This window comes from Vibrio sp. Vb0304 (assembly GCF_033338995.1).
Classification (GTDB): Bacteria; Pseudomonadota; Gammaproteobacteria; order Enterobacterales; family Vibrionaceae; genus Vibrio; species Vibrio alginolyticus.
The window spans coordinates 21,479-45,403 of record NZ_JAWOTT010000020.1 but is presented as its reverse complement, the minus strand read 5'-3'; the positions used below and the strand labels follow the sequence as shown (position 1 = coordinate 45,403).

Sequence of the window (23,925 nt, the reverse complement as noted above, 5' to 3'; positions counted from 1 at the left end):
CAACTGTGACAACCAAACCTCTATTAAAGCAGGATATTATTCCTTCAACTTTGTGTTTTAGGAGTAGTCATTAGACTACCCAATAATTGTTGGAATAAATAATGACGAAACGTTGGCTTGTCTCCGCTGTGAGCATTGCGCTGCTCGGCGGTGGTACGTATTTCTATCTCCAATCTGCTGCTCAACCAGAATTACTGCCTACATTGATTGTGGAAAAAGGCACGATTGAAAAACAAGCGGTGGCTGTTGGTAAAATTGTCCCTGCACACTCTGTGTCTATCAAGTCACAAATTGACGGTATCGTCGGTGAAATTTACGCGAAAGTTGGTGAAAAGGTGAAGCAAGGCCAGCCGCTGATCAAAGTGCGTCCAAACCCAACACCCCAAGCATTAACGGATGCATCGGCAGAACTCATGCGTAGCGAAGCCGATCTGGAATCCGCCAAACAAAAACTGTCCAACTTAGAAAGCTTGGTCAAGCAGGACATTATTCCAAGTAACTACGACGAATACGTAAGTGCGCGCTCGGCAGTCAAATCTGCGCAAGCGGACGTATTGCAAAAGCGCCAGAATCTCGAACTCATCCGCAGTGGTGAGGCGTCTATCGGTGATGCGCGTTTAACGTCGACGATCTACGCGCCAATTGATGGCACGGTACTCAACCAGAAAGTAGAGGTCGGAGAGCCGATCATCTCGACTCAATCAAGCCAAGCCGCGACTGAAATGATTTCATTGGCCGACATGAACAGTCTGATTTTTAAAGGTAGCGTCAGTGAGCATGATGCTGCGCAGTTGTCTCCGGGAATGCCCGTTATGTTGACGGTTGCGCCTTATCCTGATGTGGCGATTTCTGGTGTGCTAACCAAAGTGGCGATTCAATCTGAGAACCTTAACTCACCAGAGGGCAATGCTTCGGCAAAAAGTTTTGATAACGGTTTTGAGGTTGAAGTGGGAGAACTCAAGATCCCACAAGATGTGTTGCTTCGTTCTGGTTTTTCATCGACGGCTCAAATCATTCTGAAGAAGTCTGAAAACGTGCTCACTCTACCGGAGCGCGCTCTGCAATTTGATGGTGACGCACCGAATGTTCTGATCCCCGATAGCTCAGAACAAGGGTTTCATAAACAACCTGTGAAACTCGGTCTGTCAGATGGCATCAATGTCGAAGTGCTTGACGGCGTGGAGCTTGATGAAGAGGTTATCGACAACAGTATGATGGGAGCGGCGCATGGTTAAGCTGCAACGACCAACAATCGCCTTTGTATTGTTGGCTACCACGCTCAGTTTGCCTACCTATGCAATTTCTATTGAACAAGCTTGGCAACAAGCAAAGCAGAACGATCCAAATTACGAAAAAGCGAAAATCGGCGTCCAGCTTGGCGAGGTTGGCGTACAGAGCAGCCGCAGTGCGTTATTGCCGGGTTTAAGTGCCAGTGCGTCAGCGGATTGGAATGAGTCCTCAAGCCATTCGAACAGTTACGGCGCTACCTTAACTCAAACTATTTGGGATAGTAGTTTGTGGTCGGAACTGGATCAAGAGAATGCCAATTATCTCAAAGTACAGTTAGAGTTATCTCAAGCGCATAACGAGCTTGCGCAAAAGTTGCTCACCGCTTACCTAGATGTGGCAAGCGCACAGGGCGACCTCAAATTGGCGCAGTCCAAGCTGGAGGAGGGGAAAGAACTTCTCAACATCATTGAGAAACGCTATCGAGCAGGCAAAGTGAAGTCGGTTGATGTCGAAGAGATGAGAGCGAATCAAGTCTCTGAGCAAGCAAGTATCCTCAATGCAAAAGCCGATCTCGAAGTGAAAAAAGCAGAGCTTGCGGCGTTAATCAATCAAATGCCGGAGAGTGTCGACCAAATTCGAACGGATTCTTTGATTCAGCCGCCGATGCTGGTGGACTCTCAGGAGCAATGGCTAAAGCTGGCTAAAGACAGCAGTCCAGAGCTGTTGGTGGCGGCGCAGATGGTGAAAGCGAGCGAGTTCGCGAAAGATTCAGCTAAAGGTGGATACTACCCAACCGTCAAAGGCAGTGTGGGCTACAGCGATGGTGACAATCGTTCAAACGGCGAGTTTAACGCTGGGATTAGTTTGAGTTTGCCGATTGACCTCAATGGTGCAGTGCGAGCGAAAGTGGACGAAGCATCGTTGAACATTTTAAGCGCCAAGCAAGATATGCGTAGAGTGGAAATTGATATTCAGAAACGAGTTATTCAGCAGTTTACGCAGGTCGATATCAACTGGAATCAAGTTTTGATAGCGAACGAGCTAGTTGAGTCGCGCGCCAGAGTGTTGCAAAGCAAAGAGAAACTTTACGACGCTGGTCTGCTTGAAGTGTCGGAAGTTATCAGCGCACACAACAGCTTGTTTGAGGCGAAAAACAGTCTGCAAACCAACTTGTACAGCTACTGGCGTAAGAGAATCGGCTTACTGCAAACCGCAGGGAAACTCGATGACGATACCATGGCGTTGATCTCTCGGGCTTTTCATTCATGAGCAGCCTGTTGCAGCAAACTTGGCAAACGTTGATGGCGCATCGCATGAAGAGCGTGCTAGCCATTATCGCGATTGCTTGGGGCGTGATCTCTGTGGTGGTGTTAATCGCACTTGGCGAAGGCTTTTATCGCCATCAGACTCAGTCGTTTTCATTTATGATCAACAATGTGCAAGTGGTGTTTCCGTCGAGTACCAGTAAACCGTGGCAAGGGTTACCTTCAAGACGCCAAATTGATATACCACAAGAAAAAGTCGACATGATCAAACAGTCGGGCTTCGTGCAACAGGCGTCGAGCGTTTACGCCAAATGGGATGCGAATATCACCAATCTCAAAGGACAGAATTTATCGAGTACGGTCAGCGGTATTGATACGTCTTACATTCCTTTAATGCAACGCAAGCTGCAATCCGGTTCGAGAAACCTGTCACCCAGTGATATGGACAACCACACTCGCGTGGCGGTGTTAGGCGATCAAATTGCGCAAATGGGCGGAATCCAAATCGGGGATAGGCTCAAAGTCAACGGCATTCCGTTTTTGGTGATTGGGATAACCGTTGGTGAGGACACTGGCATTTCATTCGGCGATAGCCGCACGGTTTTCATTCCTCAAACAACGTACCGCGATTTGTGGGATGCGAAACCTTGGATGGTATTGATGAAGCCGAGAGAAGGGATGGATGCACCGTCGTTTCGACAAAATATCGTGAACTTTTTCGCCAAGCAGCTTCATTTTGACCCAAGTGATAAAGATGCGGTCGAATTACCCGATTTTAGTGAAGGTGCGGCGGTCATCAGTGGAATTTTGCGTGGCATTCAGATTTTTCTTGGAGCGAGCGGCGCGATGACCATGGCGGTCGGTGCGCTTGGCGTTGCCAACATCATGTTTTTATCTGTCACGGAGCGCACGCGTGAAATCGGTGTGCGTTTGGCGATCGGGGCGACTCAAAAATCCATACTCAGTCAGTTTATTCTTGAGGGGCTTATTTTGGTAGCTGTGGGCACGGCATTAGGTCTGATGTTTTCGTATGCCGTGGTGTCTGTCCTAAGCAGCATGGGATTACCTGAATGGATTGGTTTGCCTGTGATCACGCCAGATTCCATTGCTTGGTCTTTACTTGTGACGCTTATCTTGGCATTGATGGCATCGTATTTCCCAGCAAGGCGAGCATCACGTCTCACGCCAGTCATTGCTTTGAGTGCGAGGGCTTAGCCATGTTGTTACCGATGAGACAAATTTTCCAAGAAATGGCCGCAGAAAAGCTGAGACTGGGTTTGACCATTCTAGCAGTAGCGTGGGCGACCCTTTGTATCGCTGCTATGTTGGCGGTAGGTGAGGGTATTCGTCAGGGCGTATTGAAAACCGCACAAAATGGTAACGGCAACTTGATTTATTTGACCGGAGGGATGGCCACCGTCGACCACGGTGCTTTTCACCAAGGTAAGTTTCTGACACTAAAAATGGACGATTCAGAGGTCGTTCGAGCGTTACCCGATGTAAAAAGCGTTGCGCCAACGGCGAAGTGGAAAGAGCGCATCACCGTTGGTGACAGAAGCTCGTGGCAAGAGCCGTTAGCGGTCACGAGCGAGTTTCAATCCATGACCAATTTGGTGCCGATGGCGGGGGGACGATGGTTAAACCCACTCGATCAAAAAGAGACGCGCAAAGTCGTTGTACTGGGTTATGAACTGGCAGCCGACTTATTCAACCCGAATGAGGACTTTAGTTGGTTTGCGACAGTCACATTGCAAGTCAACCCTGTGGGGAAAAAGGTAAAAATCGGCAATGAGGAGTTCACTGTTGTGGGCGTATTGGAGAAAAACAGCGCCCAAATAGAACTGGGGGATCTTATCAACTATTCCAGCTTTGTGCCGTTAGCGACGTGGAAGCGATTTCATGTCAACGGTGAAATTGGTGGCATCAATGTGCAGCCACAAGCGGATGTAGACCGAGAAGCCTTAGCAAAGACGATCAGGCAAGTGATTGCCCGTAAACACGGGGCAAGTGTCAGTGATGAACAGGTCGTCCAAGTCGATGATATGTTCCTTAAGCAAAAGAGTATGCAGCAGTTTCTGATAGGTTTGCAGAGTTTCCTTGGCATAATCGGCTTCGTGACGTTAGCTGTTGCTGGCGTCGGTATTGCCAATGTGATGTATGCCACCGTAAAGCGATCTACGCGTGATATCGGTGTGCGCATGGCAGTCGGTGCAACCCCAACGGCTATTCGCATGCACTATTTAGTACAGTCTTTATTGACAATGATGATGGGGGGGGCGTTTGGGTTAGCCGTGACATACGCGCTGGTGTCTGCCATCAGTTCCATTCCTTTAGAGGGCAATGCCTTTTATGAACAACTGGGTAAACCTGTCCCTGAGTTGTCGTGGATCGTTGTCGCGATTGTCATCCTCACCTTAGTGATAATTGGTGTGGCATCTGCATGGTTACCTGCAAACCGAGCCGCAAAAGTCAGCCCATTGGAGGCGCTACAAAGTGAATAACAACAATAACTCTGGAGAGAACATGTCGAACAAGCCGCTTGTTGAGCTGACCAACATCTGCAAATACTACTCAAGCGGGGAGGCGGAAGTTCGCGCGCTAGACGGCGTTGACTTAACCATTAATCAAGGCGAGTTTCTTTCGATTCTTGGCCCGTCCGGTTCGGGTAAATCAACGTTGATGAACATGCTCGGTTGTTTAGATAAGCCCACCGATGGCGAGTACCAACTTGGCGGCCAAAACGTCGCAAGTTTAAGTGCGAATGACCTAGCTGGCATTCGTAACCAAAAGATCGGGTTTGTCTTCCAAAGCTTTAACTTATTGGAATACGCGACGGCGCTCGATAACGTGGCGCTGCCGTTGGTTTACTCTGGCATCAAAGGCAAAGAACGTCGCCAGCGCGCCGCTAAATTGCTAGAGCAAGTCGGGCTAGGGGATCGTTTAGACCATAAACCAAACCAGCTTTCTGGTGGTCAAAAGCAGAGAGTTGCTATCGCCAGAGCCTTGGTCAACGATCCGCAAATCATCTTAGCGGATGAACCAACGGGTGCATTGGATTCAAAATCCGGCGCAGAGATTGAAGCCTTGTTCAATCAACTTCACGCTGAAGGCAGAACATTGATCATCGTGACGCACGATAACGCTCTGGCAGAGCGCACTAAACGCATCATCACCATCAAAGACGGCAAGGTAATTTCGGATAGGGTGCCGGTAAGTAGGGAGAAATGAGCTTTTCTTAATTGAGAACTGAGTTTTAAGGGAAATAGCGATACAGAGGCTATCTCCCTTTACTTTTTATTCGCGATGTTCGTTTTGTCTCTCTTTTATCAAGTCATGCTTTTGTTCTTTAAGTAGAGTGATTGCGAGCTTAGTGTCCTCAATCAATTTACTGTTATCGTTGAGATCTTTGCTCTTCAAAGGCAAAACTAGATAATGAATGCTGCCATCTGCATTCTGTACTCCGGTAGCGATGATGACATCACCTTCAGACGCCGTACCAAAATACTCTGATACGACTTTGGTTTCGCTGACACCGTAGCTATCCAAATAGGATGACTCCGTATTGTCAAACAAGATAGGAACCCCTTGCCTAGCTAATGTTCGCAATTGTTTTTGCTTTTGCTCGTCGAATGGATAGTCGGTCGTACTGATGTAACTTACCTGTTCAGCTTCAATAAAATCGTACAGTTCATTGCTCAGTTCATTTAATGGGGCAGATATCCAAGGTGTAGCTGGAATGACGTCGGAAGTATCATCATTGCCACTTTGTGGTGTTGGAGTGGTAACCACCTTCTGAGCAGCATCGCTCTCAGGAGGCGTTACACTTATTGTCGCAGCGTCTTCTGTCTTGATTTGCTCGTCAAGGCTTGCAACAGGTTCGGTCTGGGCATTCTTGTTATTTGAATTAATCAGAAATATGGCGAGTACTGCACCAAGTGCTAGCACCGATCCAGTCAAGAGTTTTTTGTTACTTGTCATGTGTCATGTCTTACCGTTTATTTCATTAGTAAATACGGCGGCCACTTATTTATTCCGTGGCCGCAGGCTAATAAGTTAGTGGTAGAGATCGTCATTCCAAGAGATAGTTACGGCTCGGCTAGTCTCTGTCCATTGACTGCTATCACGATTTTTCTTCCAGGTATTTTCTGGAGTGGTATACCAGCTACACCAGTCGCGACCAAAGTAGTAATTGGTTTTTCGCCAACCAGCAACCAGCTTGACCTCTGATGTATCTAGGCCATCTTGAATGTCATTTTTTCTATATACGACGCCGACTTGTGGTTTAAAGTCTGAACGCATAACGACAGGTAACTCATTGTAATCAATCAAATTACCCATGTCACAACTGGTCCAACGATACAATAACCAGTCTTTAGCTGGCGTATTATGGCGGATAGTCTTGTTTTCAATTAACCAATTAATGCTTTCGTTAGCTTGGTTAAAATCGGCAACCGTTTGAAACTCTGGCTGGTCGTACGTTACACGGTTGCTCCAGGAGATTCCCCCACTAATATTTGGAGAAGTAGAAGCACTGAATCCAAGGTTAAAATCTAGAGACTCACTGACAGATGCCGTTGCAATGGTGTTTTCTGGAGCATGGCTCATGTGGCGTAAAGGGGCGCCATTTAAATAGCTCAGTGCCAGCTTAAAAGCCGTTGGAACGGTGTAACGGTAATCTCCCCCAGTAGCAAAACCATAGATTTGTTCTTTGTTTGGAACATTAGTCATGTCGAAGCCAGAACCGCCATTTAGGATCAACTTGGCTTCTTTAGCGCCATTTGGTAGCAAAGATTGGTTCCAGACATTTTCTAAAGAATAAATTAAGCGGATTTTTTTCGAGCGTGCATCACCATCATCAAGCTGAAGCAACGTCGAAGTGTAAGATTTTAATGTATCTTCAGCATGTGCTGGTGCTAAAGAACCAAGTAAAGCGAGTGCGATAATACTCGCGGAAAGATGCTGTTTTTCCATTATTGTTTCCTATTAGTCAGCCCATAAAGACTTTTGTTTTAAACCATCTTGATGGGCACTTTATAATTATGGACAGGTTGTAAATTCAAGCTCAATAAATGAGCGGTGAAATAGTGCATCTTGTTTTTTATTAAAAAAAGAAAAAGGATAGATTCGTGGGATTAATGTCTCATAGTTTTTAAATTCACCTCTCAACTATAATAAATAAGAATTTGGTTATTAAGTCTTGTCTTTTTAAGTTATTGCTTAATTTTAATTTTCTAATGTTATATTTAGATTTTCTATTGATAAAAGTGAATTTTATAAATGTTAGCCATGTTATTTTTAGGGTTTTTGTTATACCAAATTAAGTAAAGTATCGTTATGTGGTTATCTCGGGTTTATGGGTTTAATTCAAATTAAAACAGTGGTTTGTGTTTTTTGTTATTATTTTTTAGAGCTTAATGTAATAGTTTGGTGATAAAGTCCGTCAATGAATTTGCCATGTTCGTGTATGAAGTTATATGTGCTTTTACAGCAGGAAATTAAACTTTACGTTTAAGATGGTAAAGATAGAAAAAGAAATAAATAAGATAATTAAATAATCATGTTTCCGAGAATATAAATGTAACGTACTTCTAATTAAACGAATGCTTGAATAAACGATGGAGTGTGAAAAGTACTATTTAAGTTACGCTGTCCTATATTCCAGTTGGTGCCTTGTTTATACAATGCGTTTTCTCGGCTTAAAACTGGTTTACGTACTGCTAATCCCTTATCAGTTTCTTAATTACACATATTGGCAATATGCTCGCCAAGTTACGTGTATTGGTGTCAATGAAAAACAGTATCTACGATAACTCTCTCAGGGTTGGAACTCCCACTATGAATTTCCTTCATGTTCAATGTGAAACAATACCAATATTACTTAACTCGTGAAGCAAGTATAAAAAAAGGACTGCTCTGGTGTTAGGCACTGCGACGGTCATTTTTGTACTAACCGTTCGTCGTAAGTGCTGTGCAACCTAACGATTGGGAAAACCAAAAAACAAAAAATGTCCCCATGCACAGAGTTAGGAATAGTCTGCTTTATCTAAGGAAATAGGATACCAACTCACGATGAATAACGATTTCACATTTGCTATCAAAAGCATTCGCTTTGATGAGAATTACCAACCATCAGACAACACGCGAATCACTACCAATTTTGCTAATCTGGCTCGCGGAAACTACCGCCGAGAGAATCTGCGCAATGCACTCCGAATGATCGACAATCGTTTTAATGCGTTGGCATATTGGGATAACGCGCAAGGTGACCGCTACTCAGTTGAACTTGAAATCATCTCTGTTGATATGGATATCCAAGGTAGTGGAGAAGCATTCCCATCGATTGAAGTGCTCAAAACTAACATTGTTGATCACAACACTAACGAGCGCATCGAAGGCATTGTGGGCAACAACTTCTCTTCATACGTGCGTGATTACGACTTTAGCGTTTTGCTGTTGGACCACAACAAAAACCAGCCACAGTTCAGCATCCCAGCGAACTTCGGTGATTTGCATGGCAAACTGTTCAAAGCTTTCGTTAATTCTGAGTCTTATAAACAGCATTTCAAAAAGCTGCCAGTGATTTGTCTGAGCGTATCGGACAACAAGGTATACCGACGCACCGAAAATCAACATCCTGTTTTGGGCTTTGAATATCAGCCGAACGAATCTTCGTTGACGGAGCAGTACTTCAAGAAGATGGGCTTACAGGTGCGCTACTTCATGCCACCAAACACTGTTGCACCATTGGCATTCTACTTCTTCGGTGACTTGTTGAACGATTATTCAAACCTAGAGCTTATCAGCACGATTAGCACGATGGAGACATTCCAGAAGATTTACCGACCTGAGATTTACAATGCCAACGCGGTTGCCGGTAATTGCTACCAGCCAAACCTAAAAAACCTAGACTACTCGCTAACTCAAATCGTTTACGACCGAGAAGAGCGCAGCCAACTGGCGATTGAACAAGGGAAATTTGCCGAGGAGCATTTCATCAAACCTTATCAATCTGTGCTTGAACAATGGTCTGCAAATTACGCGTAAAAGATAACGAGAATCTAGAAAGGAATGACGATGAAAACACTATTACCGACTTCAACGGCTGGCAGCTTACCGAAACCTTCTTGGCTGGCCGAACCAGAAAAACTTTGGTCACCGTGGAAACTGCAAGGTGAAGAACTGATTGATGGCAAACGCGATGCGCTACGTGTCGCTTTGCAAGAACAAGAACTGGCAGGCGTTGATATCGTCAGTGATGGCGAGCAAACTCGGCAACATTTTGTGACGACCTTTATTGAGCATTTAAGCGGCGTAGATTTTGAAAACCGCAAAACGGTGACTATTCGCAACCGTTATGAAGCAAGTGTTCCGACTGTGGTTGGCCCAGTAAGCCGCACAAAGCCCGTGTTTGTTGAAGATGCCAAGTTCTTGCGTCAGCAAACTAAGCAACCTATCAAGTGGGCGCTTCCAGGCCCTATGACGATGATCGACACACTTTATGATGATCATTACGGTAGCCGTGAAAAGCTGGCTTGGGAATTTGCAAAAATCCTCAACCAAGAAGCGAAAGAGCTTGAAGCGGCAGGTGTCGATATCATTCAGTTTGATGAGCCTGCGTTTAATGTGTTTTTCGATGATGTGAACGAGTGGGGCATTGCGTGTTTAGAGCGTGCGATTGAAGGGCTGAAATGTGAAACTGCAGTGCACATCTGCTATGGCTACGGCATCAAAGCGAACACGGATTGGAAGCAAACGCTAGGCACTGAATGGCGACAATACGAAGAAGTATTCCCTAAATTGCAGCAGTCAAATATCGATATTATCTCGCTTGAGTGTCATAACTCGCGAGTGCCTATTGAGTTGCTTGAGTTGATTCGCGGTAAGAAGGTGATGGTTGGTGCGATTGATGTCGCTACTAACGAAATTGAAACGCCAGAAGAAGTAGCGAAAACATTGCGAGAGGCGTTGAAGTACGTTGATGCCGACAAGCTTTACCCATGTACCAACTGCGGTATGGCACCTTTGTCTCGTGAAGTATCGACCGCTAAGCTCAATGCGTTAAGTGCGGGTGCGGAGATCATTCGTAAAGAGTTGGTGGGTTGATATTAATACTTAGGCTCCGCGCCATGAACTAAAATTAGGGTCAATCTAGCGAGTTTAAATGAGACTAGGAATCGGTTTACTGCTCGCTAGGAAATAGCGATAACTTCCGCACTTCAAAGCTCTCGGTGGGGAGCTCCTGAATCACGCTCGTCCCTCGCTGTTCAGGATGACGGATGTTGGAAGATATATTGCTCGCCACAACCCTAGGTATTGGAGCAGCTTCAAGATAGGGTCTTTCCGGCGAGTTAAAACGAGACTAGGAATCGGGTTACAGCTCGCTAGGAAATGACGATAACTTTCGCACTTCAAAGCACTCGGTGGGTAGATCCTGAATCACGCTCGTCCCTCGTTGTTCAGGATGACGGATGTTGGAAGATACATTGCTCGCCACAACCCTAGGTATTGGATCTGCTCCAAGAGAGGGTCATTCCAGCGAGTCTAGACGAGACTGGGAATCGGGTTACAGCTCGCTAGGAAATAGCGATAACTTTCGCACTTCAAAGCTCTCGGTGGGTAGATCCTGAATCACGCTCGTCCCTCGCTGTTCAGGATGACGGATGTTGGAAGATACATCGCTCGCCACAACCCTAGGTATTGGAGCAGCTCCAATATAGGATCATTCTAGCGAGTTTAAACGAGGCTAGGAATCTACTAACAACTCACTGGAAAATGGCGATAACCTTAGAACTTCAAAGCACTCGGTGGGTAGATCCTGAATCACGTTCGTCCCTCGCTGTTCAGGATGACGGATGTTGGAAGATACATTGCTCGCCATCCACCAGGTATTAGAGCAGCTCCAAGGTCGGGTCATTCCAGCGAGTCTAAACGAGACTAGGAATCTACTAACAACTCACTGGAAAATGGCGATAACCTTAGAACTTCACAGCACTCGGTGGGTAGCTCCTGAATCACCTCGTCCCTCGTTGTTCAGGGTGACCGTTTTAAATAAAAATGCCGCTCACAGTAAAGTGATCGGCATACATTTCCCGTTTCCAGCCTCGGCCAGATTTAATTCAACTCCACGCTCTTAATCTCAGGATGCTTTAGCAACATCACACGAATCCAGTGATGCACCACCCACATCACCATCGCGGTGAGCAGAACCGCGACGAAAATCGAGCTGAAACGGTACAAGATCGAAAAGAACGCGTCTTTTTGTTCTGGCACCAATGAGGTCGTCAGCGGAACCGATAGGGCAGACATGGCAGAAAACGCGATAGCCGCTTTAATTTGCCCTTTGGTGAGCCACAAGCAGAATGGCCCCATTGCAATGGTAAAGGCGAGCCAAAAGAGTAGCCCATGCCCATACCAACTGCCCAATATCAGCTGAACAGCCATCCCTGCGATGCAGCCTAGTGCGGTGCCGATGATGCGAATTTTTGCCATGGCGAGCGAGCCCGCTAAAGTCATTGGGGTTAGGATGATCAAAATGGAAGCTTGTGCGGACAGCGAGTCATATAAGTCCGCTACTTGGAATACGATAAATGCCGCCATCGCCACTACCCAACCCATAGCAACTTGGCTGATGTAGTCAATATCGCTTTTTACTGGGGTCGACATCTCAATGTGCTCGGCGGGGGATTTTGGCTCCGGGAACAACCAATACGCGAATGCGCAAACAAAAATATTGCTGAACGCCATCACCCACATGTTGACGTTGAACTCTTCAATATCCATGAAGTTATAGCTGGCAAAATTCAACACAATTGAACCCACCAACAGCCCCATGTAACCAAACAAATAGGTTTTCTGGTTCATCATTGCAATGCACTTGAACAGCATCATGATTCCGACGGCAACGGTCATTAATGTTGGATGAAACTGCAAGTATTCCAGCAAAAATGTGGCTTGTATGGTTGTCCACACCGCAGAGAAAAACACGATCAATAAAGCCGAAATATTAAAGTTGTCCATTCTGCCCAATATAAACAGCGGCATCATGATGGCAAAAAATCCGTAAGACCAACCGAAGATCATGCTTAGCGCGAGCCCTAAAGAGCAGCCGAACCAAATTCGTAAGGTTTTCATTGTCGCCGCCTAGTAAATGAAGTGAAACCAGCTTGCGAGGTGAATCTGTGCTTGCGCCATCAACTGCCAGAAAATGCTGTTGTCTGGGTACAAAACAATGGTAGCGCGAGAGCCGACAAACAGTGCTGGTGGTAACTCTTCGCTGCTGGTTAGGTTCACTCGTGTACGCTGCGCATCACGTACCCAGCGGTTGTTCACTTCCACTTTGGTCAGTGCGCCATTAGGCGTTTGTTGTGCGGCTGCTACACCGTAATCGCGGCTAGCTAAATCAAAGTCGTACACCGAACCTGGGTTGGCATCAAATGTGACCAAGGCGTGGAAAGTCTTGTCTACGTTCGCGACGGACTTTTCACGAAAATCAGCGGCTACCCAGAGTGATCCTGTTGGTACAAACGTCAGCAATGGCATGTTGGTGTTTGCCATCGTGCCAACTTCTAGTTGCAGGTTGGTCACGACACCATCACTGGGAGCGAGTACCGCGGTATTTGCCAAATCAAGTTGCGCCTTTTCGATGCCGTTTTTGGCAATTCGAACGGCGGTGCTTTGACCTTTTTGATCGCCTAATTGCGCCTCAATGACTTTTAAGTTTTGTCGTTCCGCTTTAAGCGCTGCACGTGATACCTGATTTTGGGCAAAGGCATTATCGAGTGTCGATTGAGAGATGACTTTCTGCTTCGATAGTGTCAGTAAGCGGTTGTACTCGCGGTGTGCATTATCAAATGTCGCTTGTGCGCGGGCAATATTGGCAAGAGCGGCTTCGCGTTGAGAATACAGCGTTGCTTCTTTTTCATAAGCGGATTGCAGAGACAGCTCCGCCTGTTCAAGTGCTATCTTGTATTTACGATCATCAATCGTAAACAACACATCGCCTTTTTGAACGGACTGGTTATTCTCGATGAGAACGTCGGTCACTTTACCAGATACCTCGGGCGCGACTTGGACAACGTATCCTTGTACTCGTCCTTCGGTCGTTAAGGGGGCGTGGCGGTCAGCAATGATAATGTACAAAAATAGTACGATGAACAGGACAATCAAAGTTCGCATCCAGTGTTTGAATTTTTGGTCAGCCGTCATTACAAGTTCCGTTAAACATATTGGATAGCGAATTATAGAGAAGTCACTCACAATTCAGTAGAATGATAATACGAACATAAATGACCTAAAAATAGGACAATGAACGTTAGTTTTGATGATATTTACCTATTCACTCAGACGGTGGTTCACGGCGGTATAAGTGCAGCGGCAGAGGCGAATCAACTACAACGCTCAAAAGTGAGTCGTCGCCTGCAAGAATTAGAGAAATCGCTCGGGGTACAGCTTTTGATCCGCACAACACGCAGCATTGAGTTGACGGAGCACGGGAAACGCTTGTTTGAGTTGGTGGGGCAGCCTATTGACCATATTCAGCAAGGTTTAAATGCCATGCACGAATATCAACAAGAGCTGACGGGCAAGGTGCGTTTAGCCATTCCTTCCGCATTGATGAGCTCTGCCGCGTTTAACGCGATCATCACCGAGTACACAACGCGGTATCCGGAGATTTCGGTCGAGATTGAAAACCATCAAGAGAGTGTCGATCTTAAGCGTCAATCGTTTGATTTACAGCTTCTTCCGAGCGTGGTCAAAGTCACCGATGACAGCTATGTGCAGTTCAGTCTTTTGCCTTATCGTAGTCACTTTGTTGCGTCAAAAGCCTATCTAGAATCGCATCCGCCAGTAAAAACGGTGGAAGATCTTAAGCAGCATCGCCTTTTAACTAATCGTTACAATGCCGATTTGCTCGATTCAGATCTGCATGTGGCGTTGCGCTCGGACGACCTCAACTTGCTGCGCTCGATGGCGATAGCAGGAAACGGCATCGCGTTTATTCCTCAAATTCACTCCAAGCCTGCACTGAGAGACGGTTTGTTGGTCGAGGTGCTGCCTCAATTCGCGCATCCGAAGCAGCATCTTACTCTGATTTATCCCTCGGCCTTATTTCTGCCCAATAAAGTCAAAGCCTTGATTGAGCTAATTCGAGAGAAATTTAAATAGTCAGTTCAAACCACTCTTAACTAAGAGCAAATGTGTGAGCGAAGATCATCTTTCTAGGTTTTAGTGCTCTAATATGAAAGGGTTCTGATACATTAACTGTTGCTCAACTTGTTGAGTATGGTTTGTGGTCGCACAAGATAGGAGATGGAAATGTTATCGAAAGGAAACACGGGCCTGATTGTGGTGGATGTTCAGGGCAAACTCGCTACATTAATGCATGAAAGCGACGCACTGATTGAAAATATCACGAAACTGGTAAAGGGTGCCAAAGCACTAGATTTGCCTATTCTGTGGCTAGAACAGAATCCAGAAAGGTTGGGCCCAACCGCGGAGCCGATTCGTGAAGTGCTTGAAAGCACGCATTTACCTATTACCAAGTACACGTTTGATGGTTGCAAAGAGGCGACGTTTAAGGTCGCGGTGGAGAACGCGAAAGTTGATACCTGGTTGGTTTGCGGTATTGAATCCCACATTTGCGTCTATCAAACCGCGGTTTCTCTGCGCCAGTCCGGTTATCGCGTTGAATTAGTCACGGATTGTGTATCTTCCCGAACCGCTGCCAATAAAGCGCTCGCTCTTGCGAAGTTAACCGCTAACGGTGTGGTGCTCACTGGGCTAGAAATGTGTTTGTATGAAATGGTCGAAGATTGCCGAGCACCTGAATTCAAAGAAATTCTGGCGCTCATCAAATAGAGTAATCACTGGAATCAACAACAACTTTATCTGAACACGCTATTCAAATTCTCGTTGATATCTTGGCAACATCGACTCGTTGCCAAGTAACCCGCCTTGGTGAATATAAATCACCATTTTATCTGTGTTCTCTTCCAACCAAGGGGTGAGGCATTGCCACATATACGGGTCGTATAACAGGTCAAATTCGAGGTCGGTTTGCTCAAAGAGTGCTTTCCATGTGATGTAATCTTCTTCGTACAAGCGACCAAAATGGTGTTTGTTGCGGATAGTTAAAATGGTTGGGTGGCTGTTTTCACCGAGCTGGTTGAACTGCTCAGTTAAGTAATCTGCATCGCCTACGCAAGGGCAAGTTAGCACTTCAATGCCGTGTGGACTTAAATGTTTATGAAGATATAAAGACGTCGTGCCAGTGCCTGATGGCAGGGCGACCGCAAACTGCTCTTTACCTCTCAATCGCGTCCAATCAAGAATTTCTCGTGCTAACTGTTTGATGCCAGCTTCAGCGAGGTGGGAACGTCCACCTTCTGGAATAAGCAATGTCGATTCATCTAATCTTCGTACCTGGTGGATGTACTCACTAGGGTGGAGTTCGCTACCGATGTCTTGCATGGCGGTGATTTTCATACCCAAATCGAGAGCGCCGCGATAGTTTCCGATGGGGGAGCTTTTTAGCCAAGATGGAATGTGATGAACATAAAACTCAAATGCCCAATCTTTAATCTGGGCGAGAGCCGCTAGCGAGTACATGGCATTAGATTGAGCGGAGCCAAAGCTTATTAACGTGGTGATGTCGGGATTGTGCTCTTCCATTAACGTCATAAACTTACGTGCTTTGTTCCCAGAAAAGTGGGAGTGGAGCATGTCGTCACGTTTAAGGAAAAATTTGTGCCCATTAAAGCTATGTTGGGTGATAGGACTTTCTGAGAGTTTCATGTCGATGCTGACGGAATAAACCGTGTCACCTTTGCCATTTAAAAAGGGCGCGTAGTGTAACGCCATTAAACCCAGATAAAAAGTCTGGGTTTCAGTACAACCATTTCGGTTATTCCTGATGTTTTGACGCGCTTTTACTGGGGCTGTAATGCAATGGCTCGCCTTTCTGCTTCAAGCCACGTAAACTACGCCGCTTATTTCAACTCAATCAGAAGGCTTGGTTTTGCAAACTCTAGAACAATTAAAAACAGGACAATTAGTAGGAACGAAACAACTGAAGTTGGCAGAAGGGCTAACTGAGTTTCCTATGGAAATTTTAGAGCTTGCAGAAACGCTTGAAGTGTTAGATTTGTCTGGTAACGCACTGTCAGATTTACCACCAGAGTTGGAACAGTTGACCAAGCTAAAAATCATCTTTGCTTCCAACAACCAGTTCACCCATCTGCCAGAGGTCTTGGGTAAATTGCCAAACCTTGAGATGGTTGGGTTTAAAACCAACAAGATTAAAGTGGTGAGTGAAGCCTCACTACCAACTCAGTTACGTTGGTTGATTCTGACCGACAACGAGATTGAAGTTCTGCCAAACAGTCTGGGTGAAAGACCACGCCTAAGAAAGCTTGCATTGGCGGGCAATCGCATCAAACAACTGCCAAACAGCATGGAAAACTTGGTCAATTTAGAATTGATTCGTTTATCTGCGAACCAGTTAGAGCACTTCCCGGATGTGTTGATGAAGCTGCCTAAATTGGCATGGTTTGCTTTCGCAGGTAACCCATTCTGCAAACACCCATCTTCGTTAGACAGTGTGCCGAAAGTGACGACAAACAGTTACTCGCTTAATCATGTTCTTGGCCAAGGTGCGAGTGGTGTGATTTCTCATGCTAACTGGACTGACGCTCAATACGACTTCCCGAATGAAGTGGCGGTGAAAGTGTTCAAGGGCGAAGTGACCAGCGACGGCTACCCACATGATGAACTTGAAGCATGTTTGCAAGCCGGGCATCACAACAACTTGGTGAAATCCATCGCGCAAGTGGATGACGGTAATGAGCTTGCTTTGGTGATGGAGCTGATCCCAAACTGTTACTACAACTTGGGTTTGCCACCAACGTTGGAAACTTGCACCCGAGATACATTCCCACAAGGTTTTACGTTGACGGTCGAGCAAGTCAATTCCATTGTTGAGCAGATGGTGGACGTGTTTAATCACCTGCACGACAACAAGGTGTGCCATGGCGATTTGTATGCGCACAATACTTTGGTTAATGAGCAAGGTGAGATGATCTTCGGCGATTTTGGTGCGGCGAGCATTTACGGTTACTTATCGGACGAACAGCAAGCGGCAATCCGAACCATTGAATCTAGAGCGTTGAAGTACTTTATCGAAGATATGTTTTCTGTGTGTGAGGCGTCGGAATCGGCATCGCAAGCATTCAATCGACTAGCAGCGCTTGCAGCATAAGATTTCATTCAATCGAAATTAAAAAGAGGTATCGAATTGCTCGTTTGATACTTAGCAAAGTAGATACCTCTCAATTGAATTAGGCGCTGAGGAAGTTACTCTGATCAAGCCTCTTGATGCTCTGACGCAAGATTAATCACCGCCTCACAACCACCTTCTGGATGTGTACCAATCTTAAATTGCCAGCCATAGCGTTGGCACAAATCGTCCACAATCATCAAACCTAATCCGTGCCCATCAGAATGTGGAATGGTCGAAAAGCCTTCACCTTCATCGCGCACCGAGATGGTGTTTTCATCCATATTGATATGAATTGATCCCGAAGGTGTCGCAGCGATGCCGTTGCGAATCAGGTTGCCAAGAATAATGGTCAACACGGCATTGGTCGCGCGCGTTCTAGGGTTGCCGTCGATCTGTACATCAAAGCTGAGTGCTTTCTCATCCGCCTGAGCTTGGCTTTGGAAGATGATTTGGTTGAGTTCTTCTTCGGTGATGCTGCGCACTGGTGAATCATCTGCATTACGCTCGTAACGTACTAAGCCGAGTAGGGCATCCACCATGGTCGACATCTGCTGCGTTGCATCCTGAATTCGGTGCACTTGGCGGGTTTGGAAATCCGTGTTCGCACTTCTCGCCAGTAAGCTGCTTGAGCCTTTCATCACGGTTAACGGTGTACGCAGTTCATGACTCGCGTATCGTGCAAAGGCTTGCTCGCGCTTGATGACTTGGTTGATTTTGTGGCGGTACTCATTCAACTCATCCGCAAGGGTTTGGAACTCTTTGGCTGAGCCCTCAGGCACACTAAAGGTCTGCGTGGCATCGCCTTGGTGATGATCGAGTTGGATTTTAAGCGCATTGACGGGTTCAATCAGGCGCTGTGATAAACGCAGCAGCAGGCTACCAAACAGGAACACCAGCACGGCGACAATGGACAGCACCATTGCGACGACGAGAATGAATTCCTCTGAGGTGATCTCGATTTCATCAATCAAGGAAACCAGAATCACGGGATGTTCAACGCCTTTGTAGGTGTAAGTACTCATGTAAACCATGCGCGAGTATTCACCGTCTTCTACTTCATCAAGAAAGTGCTTTTGACCTATTAGGTATTTTTGGTAGCGCTCGGCAACCAATGAGATGTCGTTGTATGCGGTGGTGAGCAGGTCAAGCTGAATACTGCCTTGCTCTGGGTGGGACTGGAAATGTTCAATCGCTTCTTTTTTGTCGACCATAATACGGCGTTCACCCACGCGGTCTTCAGACCAAAGCAGGGAGCCAGTAATCAACAAAAAGCAGAAGATGCCAATCACGACCGACACAAAAGAGAAAAACAGAGCGAGTCGCCCTGTCATACTTTGTGTGCTTTGCGTGCTAGCAAGTAAGCGATTGATCATGCACCTGTCTCCAAGCGGAAGCCAACTTTCGGCACGGTGATCAGCACATGTTGTTCAAATGGCTTATCAAGTTGGTTGCGAAGTTGGTAAATGTGGCTGCGCAGAACGTCGTTGTTCGGCTCGTTCTCTTGCCAAAGTTGGAAGGCGATTTCTTCACGTGTTACTACGTCTGGCGCGCTTTTCACAAGCATTTCCAGAATGGTGTAAGTGGTGGGGTTTAGCGCCAGCAGTTTATCTTGGCGGTAAGCTTTACGCGTTTTTTGGTCGATAGAGACTTCGCCGTATTCCAACTTACTCGACGCGACAGTGCCACGGTAACGGCGGATCAGTGCCATCATGCGCGCTTCAAGAATATCAAGATCGAAAGGTTTGGTCAGGTAATCATCGGCACCGTGTTGGAAGCCTTTGAGCATATCGTCACGGCTATCAAGTGCAGTCAGCATAAGCACTGGTGTGTTGTTGCCCGCGTCGCGAAGTTTATTACACATGGTCAAGCCATCCATGCGTGGCAGCATGAGGTCGAGCAAGATGATGTCGAAGGTGTTTTCCATCGCCAGTTTCAAGCCGAGCTCGCCGTTGTCTGCATAATCGAGTTCCATACCTGCACACTCAAAATAATCGAACAGCATGCCTGCGATTTCTCGATTATCTTCGACTAAAAGTACGCGTTTCATGTATTTGTCTCCAAGTGGGCGGGTTTTCGAAAATAAGACTTCGTCTTAACCGAACATTATTCACTAAGAACGTGAAAAAGATGTCAACAACATCTCTTTCACATTGATGTTTGTAGACTGGATTCATTCATCGGATTTAGTGGAAGAGTAGCATGTCAACCTTCAACATTCACGCTGCAACCTTTTCAAAGGTGAGCCAATACACTGAGCCTAAAACAGTTTTGTCTGTTGTGGTGCCATTCTTTAACGAGCAAGAAGTCTTGCCTGAATTTCATCGTCGTTTAGCCGCCGTTTTGGATGAAATACCAGAACGCTGCGAAATCGTCTATGTCGACGACGGCAGCAAAGACGACAGCCTAATGATCGCACAAAACTTTTCTCAATCTTCTAGCGACGTTCGTTGTATTGCACTAAGCCGTAACTTCGGCAAAGAGTCCGCCATGAGTGCGGGGCTGGAACACTGTCAAGGTGAAGCGGTGATCGTGATTGATGCTGACTTGCAAGACCCGCCGGAGTTGATCCCGCAAATGGTGTCAAAATGGCATGAAGGGTATGACGTGGTGAACATGCAGCGCAGTGAACGCCACGGTGAAACCTGGTTCAAACGCTTCTCGGCCGCTTGCTTTTACAAAGTGCTGAATAGCATGGCGAAATTAGAGGTGCCAGAGAACGTGGGCGATTTCCGTCTACTGAGCGCAAAAGTGGTTAAACACATCAATGCGCTACCAGAGCGTAACCGATACATGAAAGGCATTTTTTCTTGGCCGGGTTTCAAGCAAGTGACGGTTCAGTTTGAGCGTGACGCTCGTTTCTGTGGTGAAACCAAATGGAACTACCTCAAGCTCATTGGCCTTGCAATGGACGGCATTACCTCGTTTTCCATTCGTCCTTTGCGCTTAGCGACACTTGCCGGTGCGTTAGTGGCGTTCAGTGCCTTTATCTATGGCGCATTCATTGTGATGAAAACCGTAGTGTTTGGTGAGCCTGTCACTGGCTACCCATCCATGATGGTGGTGCAACTTGCCTTGGGCGGTGTGCAACTGCTGTCGATTGGCCTTTTGGGTGAATACATTGGCCGCATTTTTGTCGAGACCAAGCAACGTCCTCTTTATCTTGTTCAGTCTGTTTACGAGCAGCCTGCAAAACATCAATCCATCCAAACCATGAAGTTTAAACTGGGAGAAACCGCGTAATCATGAGTATTAATAAAACCCATTTGTGGTTGTTGTTGGCGTTTGCTCTTTTACTCCGTCTTATTTCACTTGCCGCTTACCCTTTGATGGACACCACGGAAGCCCGCTACGGCGAAATGGCGCGCTTAATGGTGGAAACCGGCAATTGGCTTACCCCACAGTTTGATTACGGCGTGCCTTTTTGGGGGAAACCACCCCTGTTCACTTGGATGAGTGCTTACGGCATTGAGCTGTTTGGATTGAATGAATTTGCAGTGCGCGCGCCTCATTGGTTAGCGGGTGTTGCGACGATTGTTTTTGTTGCTTTCATGGCGCATCGCGCTGGCTTTAATGCAGTCATCGCAGCGTTGGTACTGGCGACGTGTGGCATCTTTTCAATTGCTGCGGGTGCGGTGATGACAGACATGGCGCTGACGTTAGCAATGACCATGGCGATGGTCGGCTTTTACTACTGCTGGCTTGGCAAAGACAAACACAGCCGATTGTGGGGTTATCTCGGTTTCTTTGGCTTGGCTTGCGGGCTGTTAGCGAAAGGTCCAGTGGCGATCGTGATCATGGGCATCGCAGTGTTTCCTTGGCTCGTGATTCAGCATGGTTTCTTTGGTGCCTTCAAAGCCTTGTGGCAGCGTTTTCCAATTGTGTCGGGGTTGGTGTTCATGCTGGCGATTGCTCTGCCTTGGTACATCATGGCAGAAATGGCGACGCCTGGATTTATTGATTATTTCATTGTTGGCGAGCACTTTAAGCGTTTTGTTGTCGCCGGTTGGGAAGGGGATTTGTATGGCTCTGCTCATGATCAACCACGTGGAATGATCTGGGTATTCTGGCTGCAATCGGCTGCGCCTTGGTCAATTGTATTGCCTATCTTGGCGTGGAAACGTCGTAAGGTACTCAAAGCCATTGAAACCGATCATCAAGGTCTGTTTAGCTTCCTGATGTGTTGGCTGATTTCACCAATGATCTTGTTCACCATGGCTGGGAATATTTTGCCTGCTTACGTACTACCGGGTGTGCCTGCATTGGGTATCTTGATTGCAATGCTGGTGGATAAACACGATTTCAAATGGCTGACCGGAACGGCAGCGGTGTTGCCAGCCCTGCTTATGATTGCGATGTTGGTTTTGAATATGGGCAAAGCAGATAGCCGCAGCGACCGCATAATCTTCGCGCAAATTAATGATAATGCTCCGGTCTTCTACATTGGTAAGCGCCCGTTTTCAGGCCAGTTCTATAGTCATGGTCAGGCGAAAAAGCTTAAACATAAGAATGACTTAAACAATCTGAAGAAATTCCACCTGATTGGTAAATCGCAGCAAGTGGATAGCATGATTCATGAAAATGCGTTGAGTTGTACCAACGAGTTCACAGCAAAATCGAAACGCTCACTCTACACCTGTGTGGTTGGATAACGGAATGCGCAAATTACCAAAATTTACTTCGCTGGAAAGGTTTGCTTCGTTAACAAGGTTTGCTCTAGTAGGTGGTGTCGGCTTTATGGTCGACACCCTTATCTTTTCTGTGTTGTTCCATTGGTTTGGTCTTGAGCTGATGCTGGCTCGTGGGATTGCATTTTTGTTTGCGGCAACCACGACTTGGCTTGGCAATCGCTGTCTGACTTTCTCTCAAGCAGAAAAAACCAACCCTTTCGCTCAATGGCAAAAATTTATGGCGAGTGCCTTTATCAGTGCTTTGCCTAACTTTATTGTGTTCAAAGGCGTAACGCTCGCGCTAGGAACGCAAGGGGTGATGGTCTATTTGGCTTTGATCTTAGGCATATTGGCAGGCATGGTGAGTAACTATTTACTCAGTGCAAAATGGGTGTTTAGTTGAGGATAGAAAGGTTCGGGCTTACTATCCTATCCTCGAGTTAAAAATTCGTTATCTGAACCAATTTTTCTTTTTGTACATCAGAGTAAACCTAAAGCTTTTCATGGGGGGGATGTAAAAAGGTAAACAAGCCAAGGTTTATACCTTGGCTGCCGTTAGTTCAGATTTTGATTGTTCGATTTCAAACTCGGTTTGCCACTTGCCGTTGTAAAGATACTTACACTCTGGGAGTGGCGCTTTCGCATCCCTTAAATCAAACACTTCATTGGTAGGGTATTCTCGATAATAAGCGGGAGTCGTAAAAAGTCTAGGTTCAGGCTTCGCTTCAAACAGCTTTTTATGATCATTGACCTCTTTACAATCCAGTTTGTAGACCTCTGACAGTTGCGTGACCATGGATTCTAATTCCGCTTCATTTTTAAAGAAAATGTAACAATAAAATCGTCCCTGTGAGCGAAAAGTAATCTCCTGAGCAGTATCTTGGTATTCGCACCTGTCATACTTAAAAAAGAACTTAATTACTTTCCTTTTCTTATTATAATCAGCAAAGAGCCAGTCTTCACGTTCTCCGACCCTCACTTCTGTTGGTTCATCAGGCTGACGTTTAAGCATTTTAAAGGAGACTAATATAAAAGCACCAGCGCCTGCTAACGCCATCGGGCCAACCACCGCAACCATCACCACACACACCACAGCACCTATCCAGCCAACGGCTTGCGTGGCGGTATTCACCCAGTTAGGCATGTTGCGACGTTTCTTCATCACAAAGCCTTTGTCAGAAAAAATATAGTCATAGCGATAGTCGAGGCCAATCGTAAGGTAAAAGGCTCCAGACACCATCACCGACAAAATAAAAGAAAAAATAGTTACGTCAACCGTGTCACTCGTGTGTATAAACAAAGTTAATAGGAATGGGGCGATCACAAATGGAAGCGCAAAAAGTTTAAAGTAATAGCGAAATGGTTCCTCTACATCATACTTATGCCATGTTCTGACGTTATCGCCTGCGAGTATTTCTTGCTCTTGTGCCTCTTGATAAACTGCCAACTCTTCTGGGGTGATGTAAAATGGTGAATATGCCAAGGG

Annotated in this window: 21 protein-coding genes; 13 read left to right on the top strand and 8 right to left on the bottom strand. The window is 46.2% G+C overall.

The annotated features are described in order from the left end of the window. Window positions 1-101: 101 nt before the first annotated feature. Genes R7P35_RS19010 through R7P35_RS18990 form a run of 5 tightly spaced genes read left to right on the top strand, consistent with a single transcriptional unit; the run spans window position 102 to window position 5,723 of the window. Window positions 102-1,235, top strand: coding sequence for an efflux RND transporter periplasmic adaptor subunit (locus R7P35_RS19010; RefSeq protein ID WP_186584819.1), 1,134 nt, complete (start codon window positions 102-104; stop codon window positions 1,233-1,235). Then, window positions 1,228-2,499: a TolC family protein gene (locus R7P35_RS19005; RefSeq protein ID WP_318092498.1), complete on the top strand. Its 1,272-nt coding sequence runs from the start codon at window positions 1,228-1,230 to the stop codon at window positions 2,497-2,499. The genes R7P35_RS19010 and R7P35_RS19005 overlap by 8 nt, the downstream gene beginning before the upstream one ends. Then, on the top strand, window positions 2,496-3,710 hold the full coding sequence (locus R7P35_RS19000; RefSeq protein WP_213904857.1) for an ABC transporter permease: 1,215 nt from the start codon (window positions 2,496-2,498) through the stop codon (window positions 3,708-3,710). The genes R7P35_RS19005 and R7P35_RS19000 overlap by 4 nt, the downstream gene beginning before the upstream one ends. 2 nt (window positions 3,711-3,712) lie before the next feature. Further along, the gene (locus R7P35_RS18995; RefSeq protein ID WP_213904893.1) at window positions 3,713-4,996 is read left to right on the top strand and encodes an ABC transporter permease; all 1,284 of its coding nucleotides are present in this window, start codon (window positions 3,713-3,715) and stop codon (window positions 4,994-4,996) included. Window positions 4,997-5,018: 22 nt separating this feature from the next. Then, window positions 5,019-5,723, top strand: a complete 705-nt coding sequence (locus tag R7P35_RS18990; RefSeq protein WP_155396171.1) for an ABC transporter ATP-binding protein — start codon at window positions 5,019-5,021, stop codon at window positions 5,721-5,723. A 66-nt stretch (window positions 5,724-5,789) separates the two neighbouring features. Here R7P35_RS18990 and R7P35_RS18985 read toward each other — a convergent pair whose 3' ends face one another. Together R7P35_RS18985 and R7P35_RS18980 are read right to left on the bottom strand one after the other, a co-directional pair. Further along, window positions 5,790-6,473, bottom strand: a complete 684-nt coding sequence (locus R7P35_RS18985; RefSeq protein WP_042523048.1) for a topoisomerase I — start codon at window positions 6,471-6,473, stop codon at window positions 5,790-5,792. 75 nt (window positions 6,474-6,548) lie between these two features. Next, window positions 6,549-7,466 (bottom strand): leukocidin family pore-forming toxin, encoded by a 918-nt coding sequence (locus R7P35_RS18980; RefSeq protein WP_005376731.1) that lies wholly within the window; start codon window positions 7,464-7,466, stop codon window positions 6,549-6,551. Between the two features lie 1,098 nt (window positions 7,467-8,564). Here R7P35_RS18980 and R7P35_RS18975 point away from each other — a divergent pair. Both R7P35_RS18975 and R7P35_RS18970 read left to right on the top strand, forming a co-directional pair. Further along, a complete protein-coding gene (locus tag R7P35_RS18975) occupies window positions 8,565-9,539 on the top strand; it encodes a DUF1852 domain-containing protein (protein ID WP_213904856.1) in 975 nt (324 codons plus the stop codon). A gap of 30 nt (window positions 9,540-9,569) precedes the next feature. Next, complete coding sequence (locus R7P35_RS18970) at window positions 9,570-10,598, top strand: methionine synthase (RefSeq protein WP_005376742.1); 1,029 nt, start codon at window positions 9,570-9,572, stop codon at window positions 10,596-10,598. A gap of 1,008 nt (window positions 10,599-11,606) precedes the next feature. On the opposite strand, the gene R7P35_RS18965 is transcribed toward R7P35_RS18970, so the two are convergent. Both R7P35_RS18965 and R7P35_RS18960 read right to left on the bottom strand, forming a co-directional pair. Beyond that, window positions 11,607-12,626, bottom strand: a complete 1,020-nt coding sequence (locus tag R7P35_RS18965; RefSeq protein WP_025767250.1) for a DUF2955 domain-containing protein — start codon at window positions 12,624-12,626, stop codon at window positions 11,607-11,609. A gap of 9 nt (window positions 12,627-12,635) precedes the next feature. Next, on the bottom strand, window positions 12,636-13,700 hold the full coding sequence (locus R7P35_RS18960; protein ID WP_005376744.1) for an HlyD family secretion protein: 1,065 nt from the start codon (window positions 13,698-13,700) through the stop codon (window positions 12,636-12,638). 99 nt (window positions 13,701-13,799) lie between these two features. Between R7P35_RS18960 and R7P35_RS18955 the strand changes: the two genes are divergently transcribed. Together R7P35_RS18955 and R7P35_RS18950 are read left to right on the top strand one after the other, a co-directional pair. Then, window positions 13,800-14,660 (top strand): LysR family transcriptional regulator, encoded by an 861-nt coding sequence (locus R7P35_RS18955; protein WP_005376746.1) that lies wholly within the window; start codon window positions 13,800-13,802, stop codon window positions 14,658-14,660. Between the two features lie 150 nt (window positions 14,661-14,810). After that, entirely contained in the window at window positions 14,811-15,353 is a 543-nt protein-coding gene (locus R7P35_RS18950) for a hydrolase (protein ID WP_005457944.1), read from the top strand. A 39-nt stretch (window positions 15,354-15,392) separates the two neighbouring features. On the opposite strand, the gene R7P35_RS18945 is transcribed toward R7P35_RS18950, so the two are convergent. Beyond that, entirely contained in the window at window positions 15,393-16,289 is an 897-nt protein-coding gene (locus R7P35_RS18945) for a 1-aminocyclopropane-1-carboxylate deaminase/D-cysteine desulfhydrase (RefSeq protein ID WP_064354217.1), read from the bottom strand. 223 nt (window positions 16,290-16,512) lie between these two features. On the opposite strand from R7P35_RS18945, the gene R7P35_RS18940 reads away from it, so the two are divergent. Then, entirely contained in the window at window positions 16,513-17,751 is a 1,239-nt protein-coding gene (locus R7P35_RS18940; RefSeq protein WP_064354152.1) for a leucine-rich repeat-containing protein kinase family protein, read from the top strand. Window positions 17,752-17,855: 104 nt separating this feature from the next. Here the strand turns inward: R7P35_RS18940 and R7P35_RS18935 are convergent, their stop codons facing one another. Beyond that, complete coding sequence (locus R7P35_RS18935) at window positions 17,856-19,145, bottom strand: sensor histidine kinase (protein WP_205390937.1); 1,290 nt, start codon at window positions 19,143-19,145, stop codon at window positions 17,856-17,858. Continuing rightward, window positions 19,142-19,819: a response regulator transcription factor gene (locus R7P35_RS18930; RefSeq protein ID WP_005389368.1), complete on the bottom strand. Its 678-nt coding sequence runs from the start codon at window positions 19,817-19,819 to the stop codon at window positions 19,142-19,144. Before R7P35_RS18930 ends, R7P35_RS18935 begins: the two co-directional genes overlap by 4 nt. Window positions 19,820-19,971: 152 nt before the next feature. Here R7P35_RS18930 and R7P35_RS18925 point away from each other — a divergent pair, with 152 nt between their 5' ends. Genes R7P35_RS18925 through R7P35_RS18915 form a run of 3 tightly spaced genes read left to right on the top strand, consistent with a single transcriptional unit; the run spans window position 19,972 to window position 22,842 of the window. Then, on the top strand, window positions 19,972-21,012 hold the full coding sequence (locus R7P35_RS18925; protein ID WP_213904855.1) for a glycosyltransferase family 2 protein: 1,041 nt from the start codon (window positions 19,972-19,974) through the stop codon (window positions 21,010-21,012). Between the two features lie 2 nt (window positions 21,013-21,014). Then, window positions 21,015-22,421, top strand: a complete 1,407-nt coding sequence (locus R7P35_RS18920) for an ArnT family glycosyltransferase (protein ID WP_169628525.1) — start codon at window positions 21,015-21,017, stop codon at window positions 22,419-22,421. A 4-nt stretch (window positions 22,422-22,425) separates the two neighbouring features. Then, on the top strand, window positions 22,426-22,842 hold the full coding sequence (locus R7P35_RS18915) for a GtrA family protein (RefSeq protein WP_031781328.1): 417 nt from the start codon (window positions 22,426-22,428) through the stop codon (window positions 22,840-22,842). Window positions 22,843-22,977: 135 nt separating this feature from the next. Here the strand turns inward: R7P35_RS18915 and R7P35_RS18910 are convergent, their stop codons facing one another. Beyond that, window positions 22,978-23,922, bottom strand: coding sequence for a hypothetical protein (locus R7P35_RS18910; RefSeq protein WP_025767254.1), 945 nt, complete (start codon window positions 23,920-23,922; stop codon window positions 22,978-22,980). Window positions 23,923-23,925: the final 3 nt, after the last annotated feature.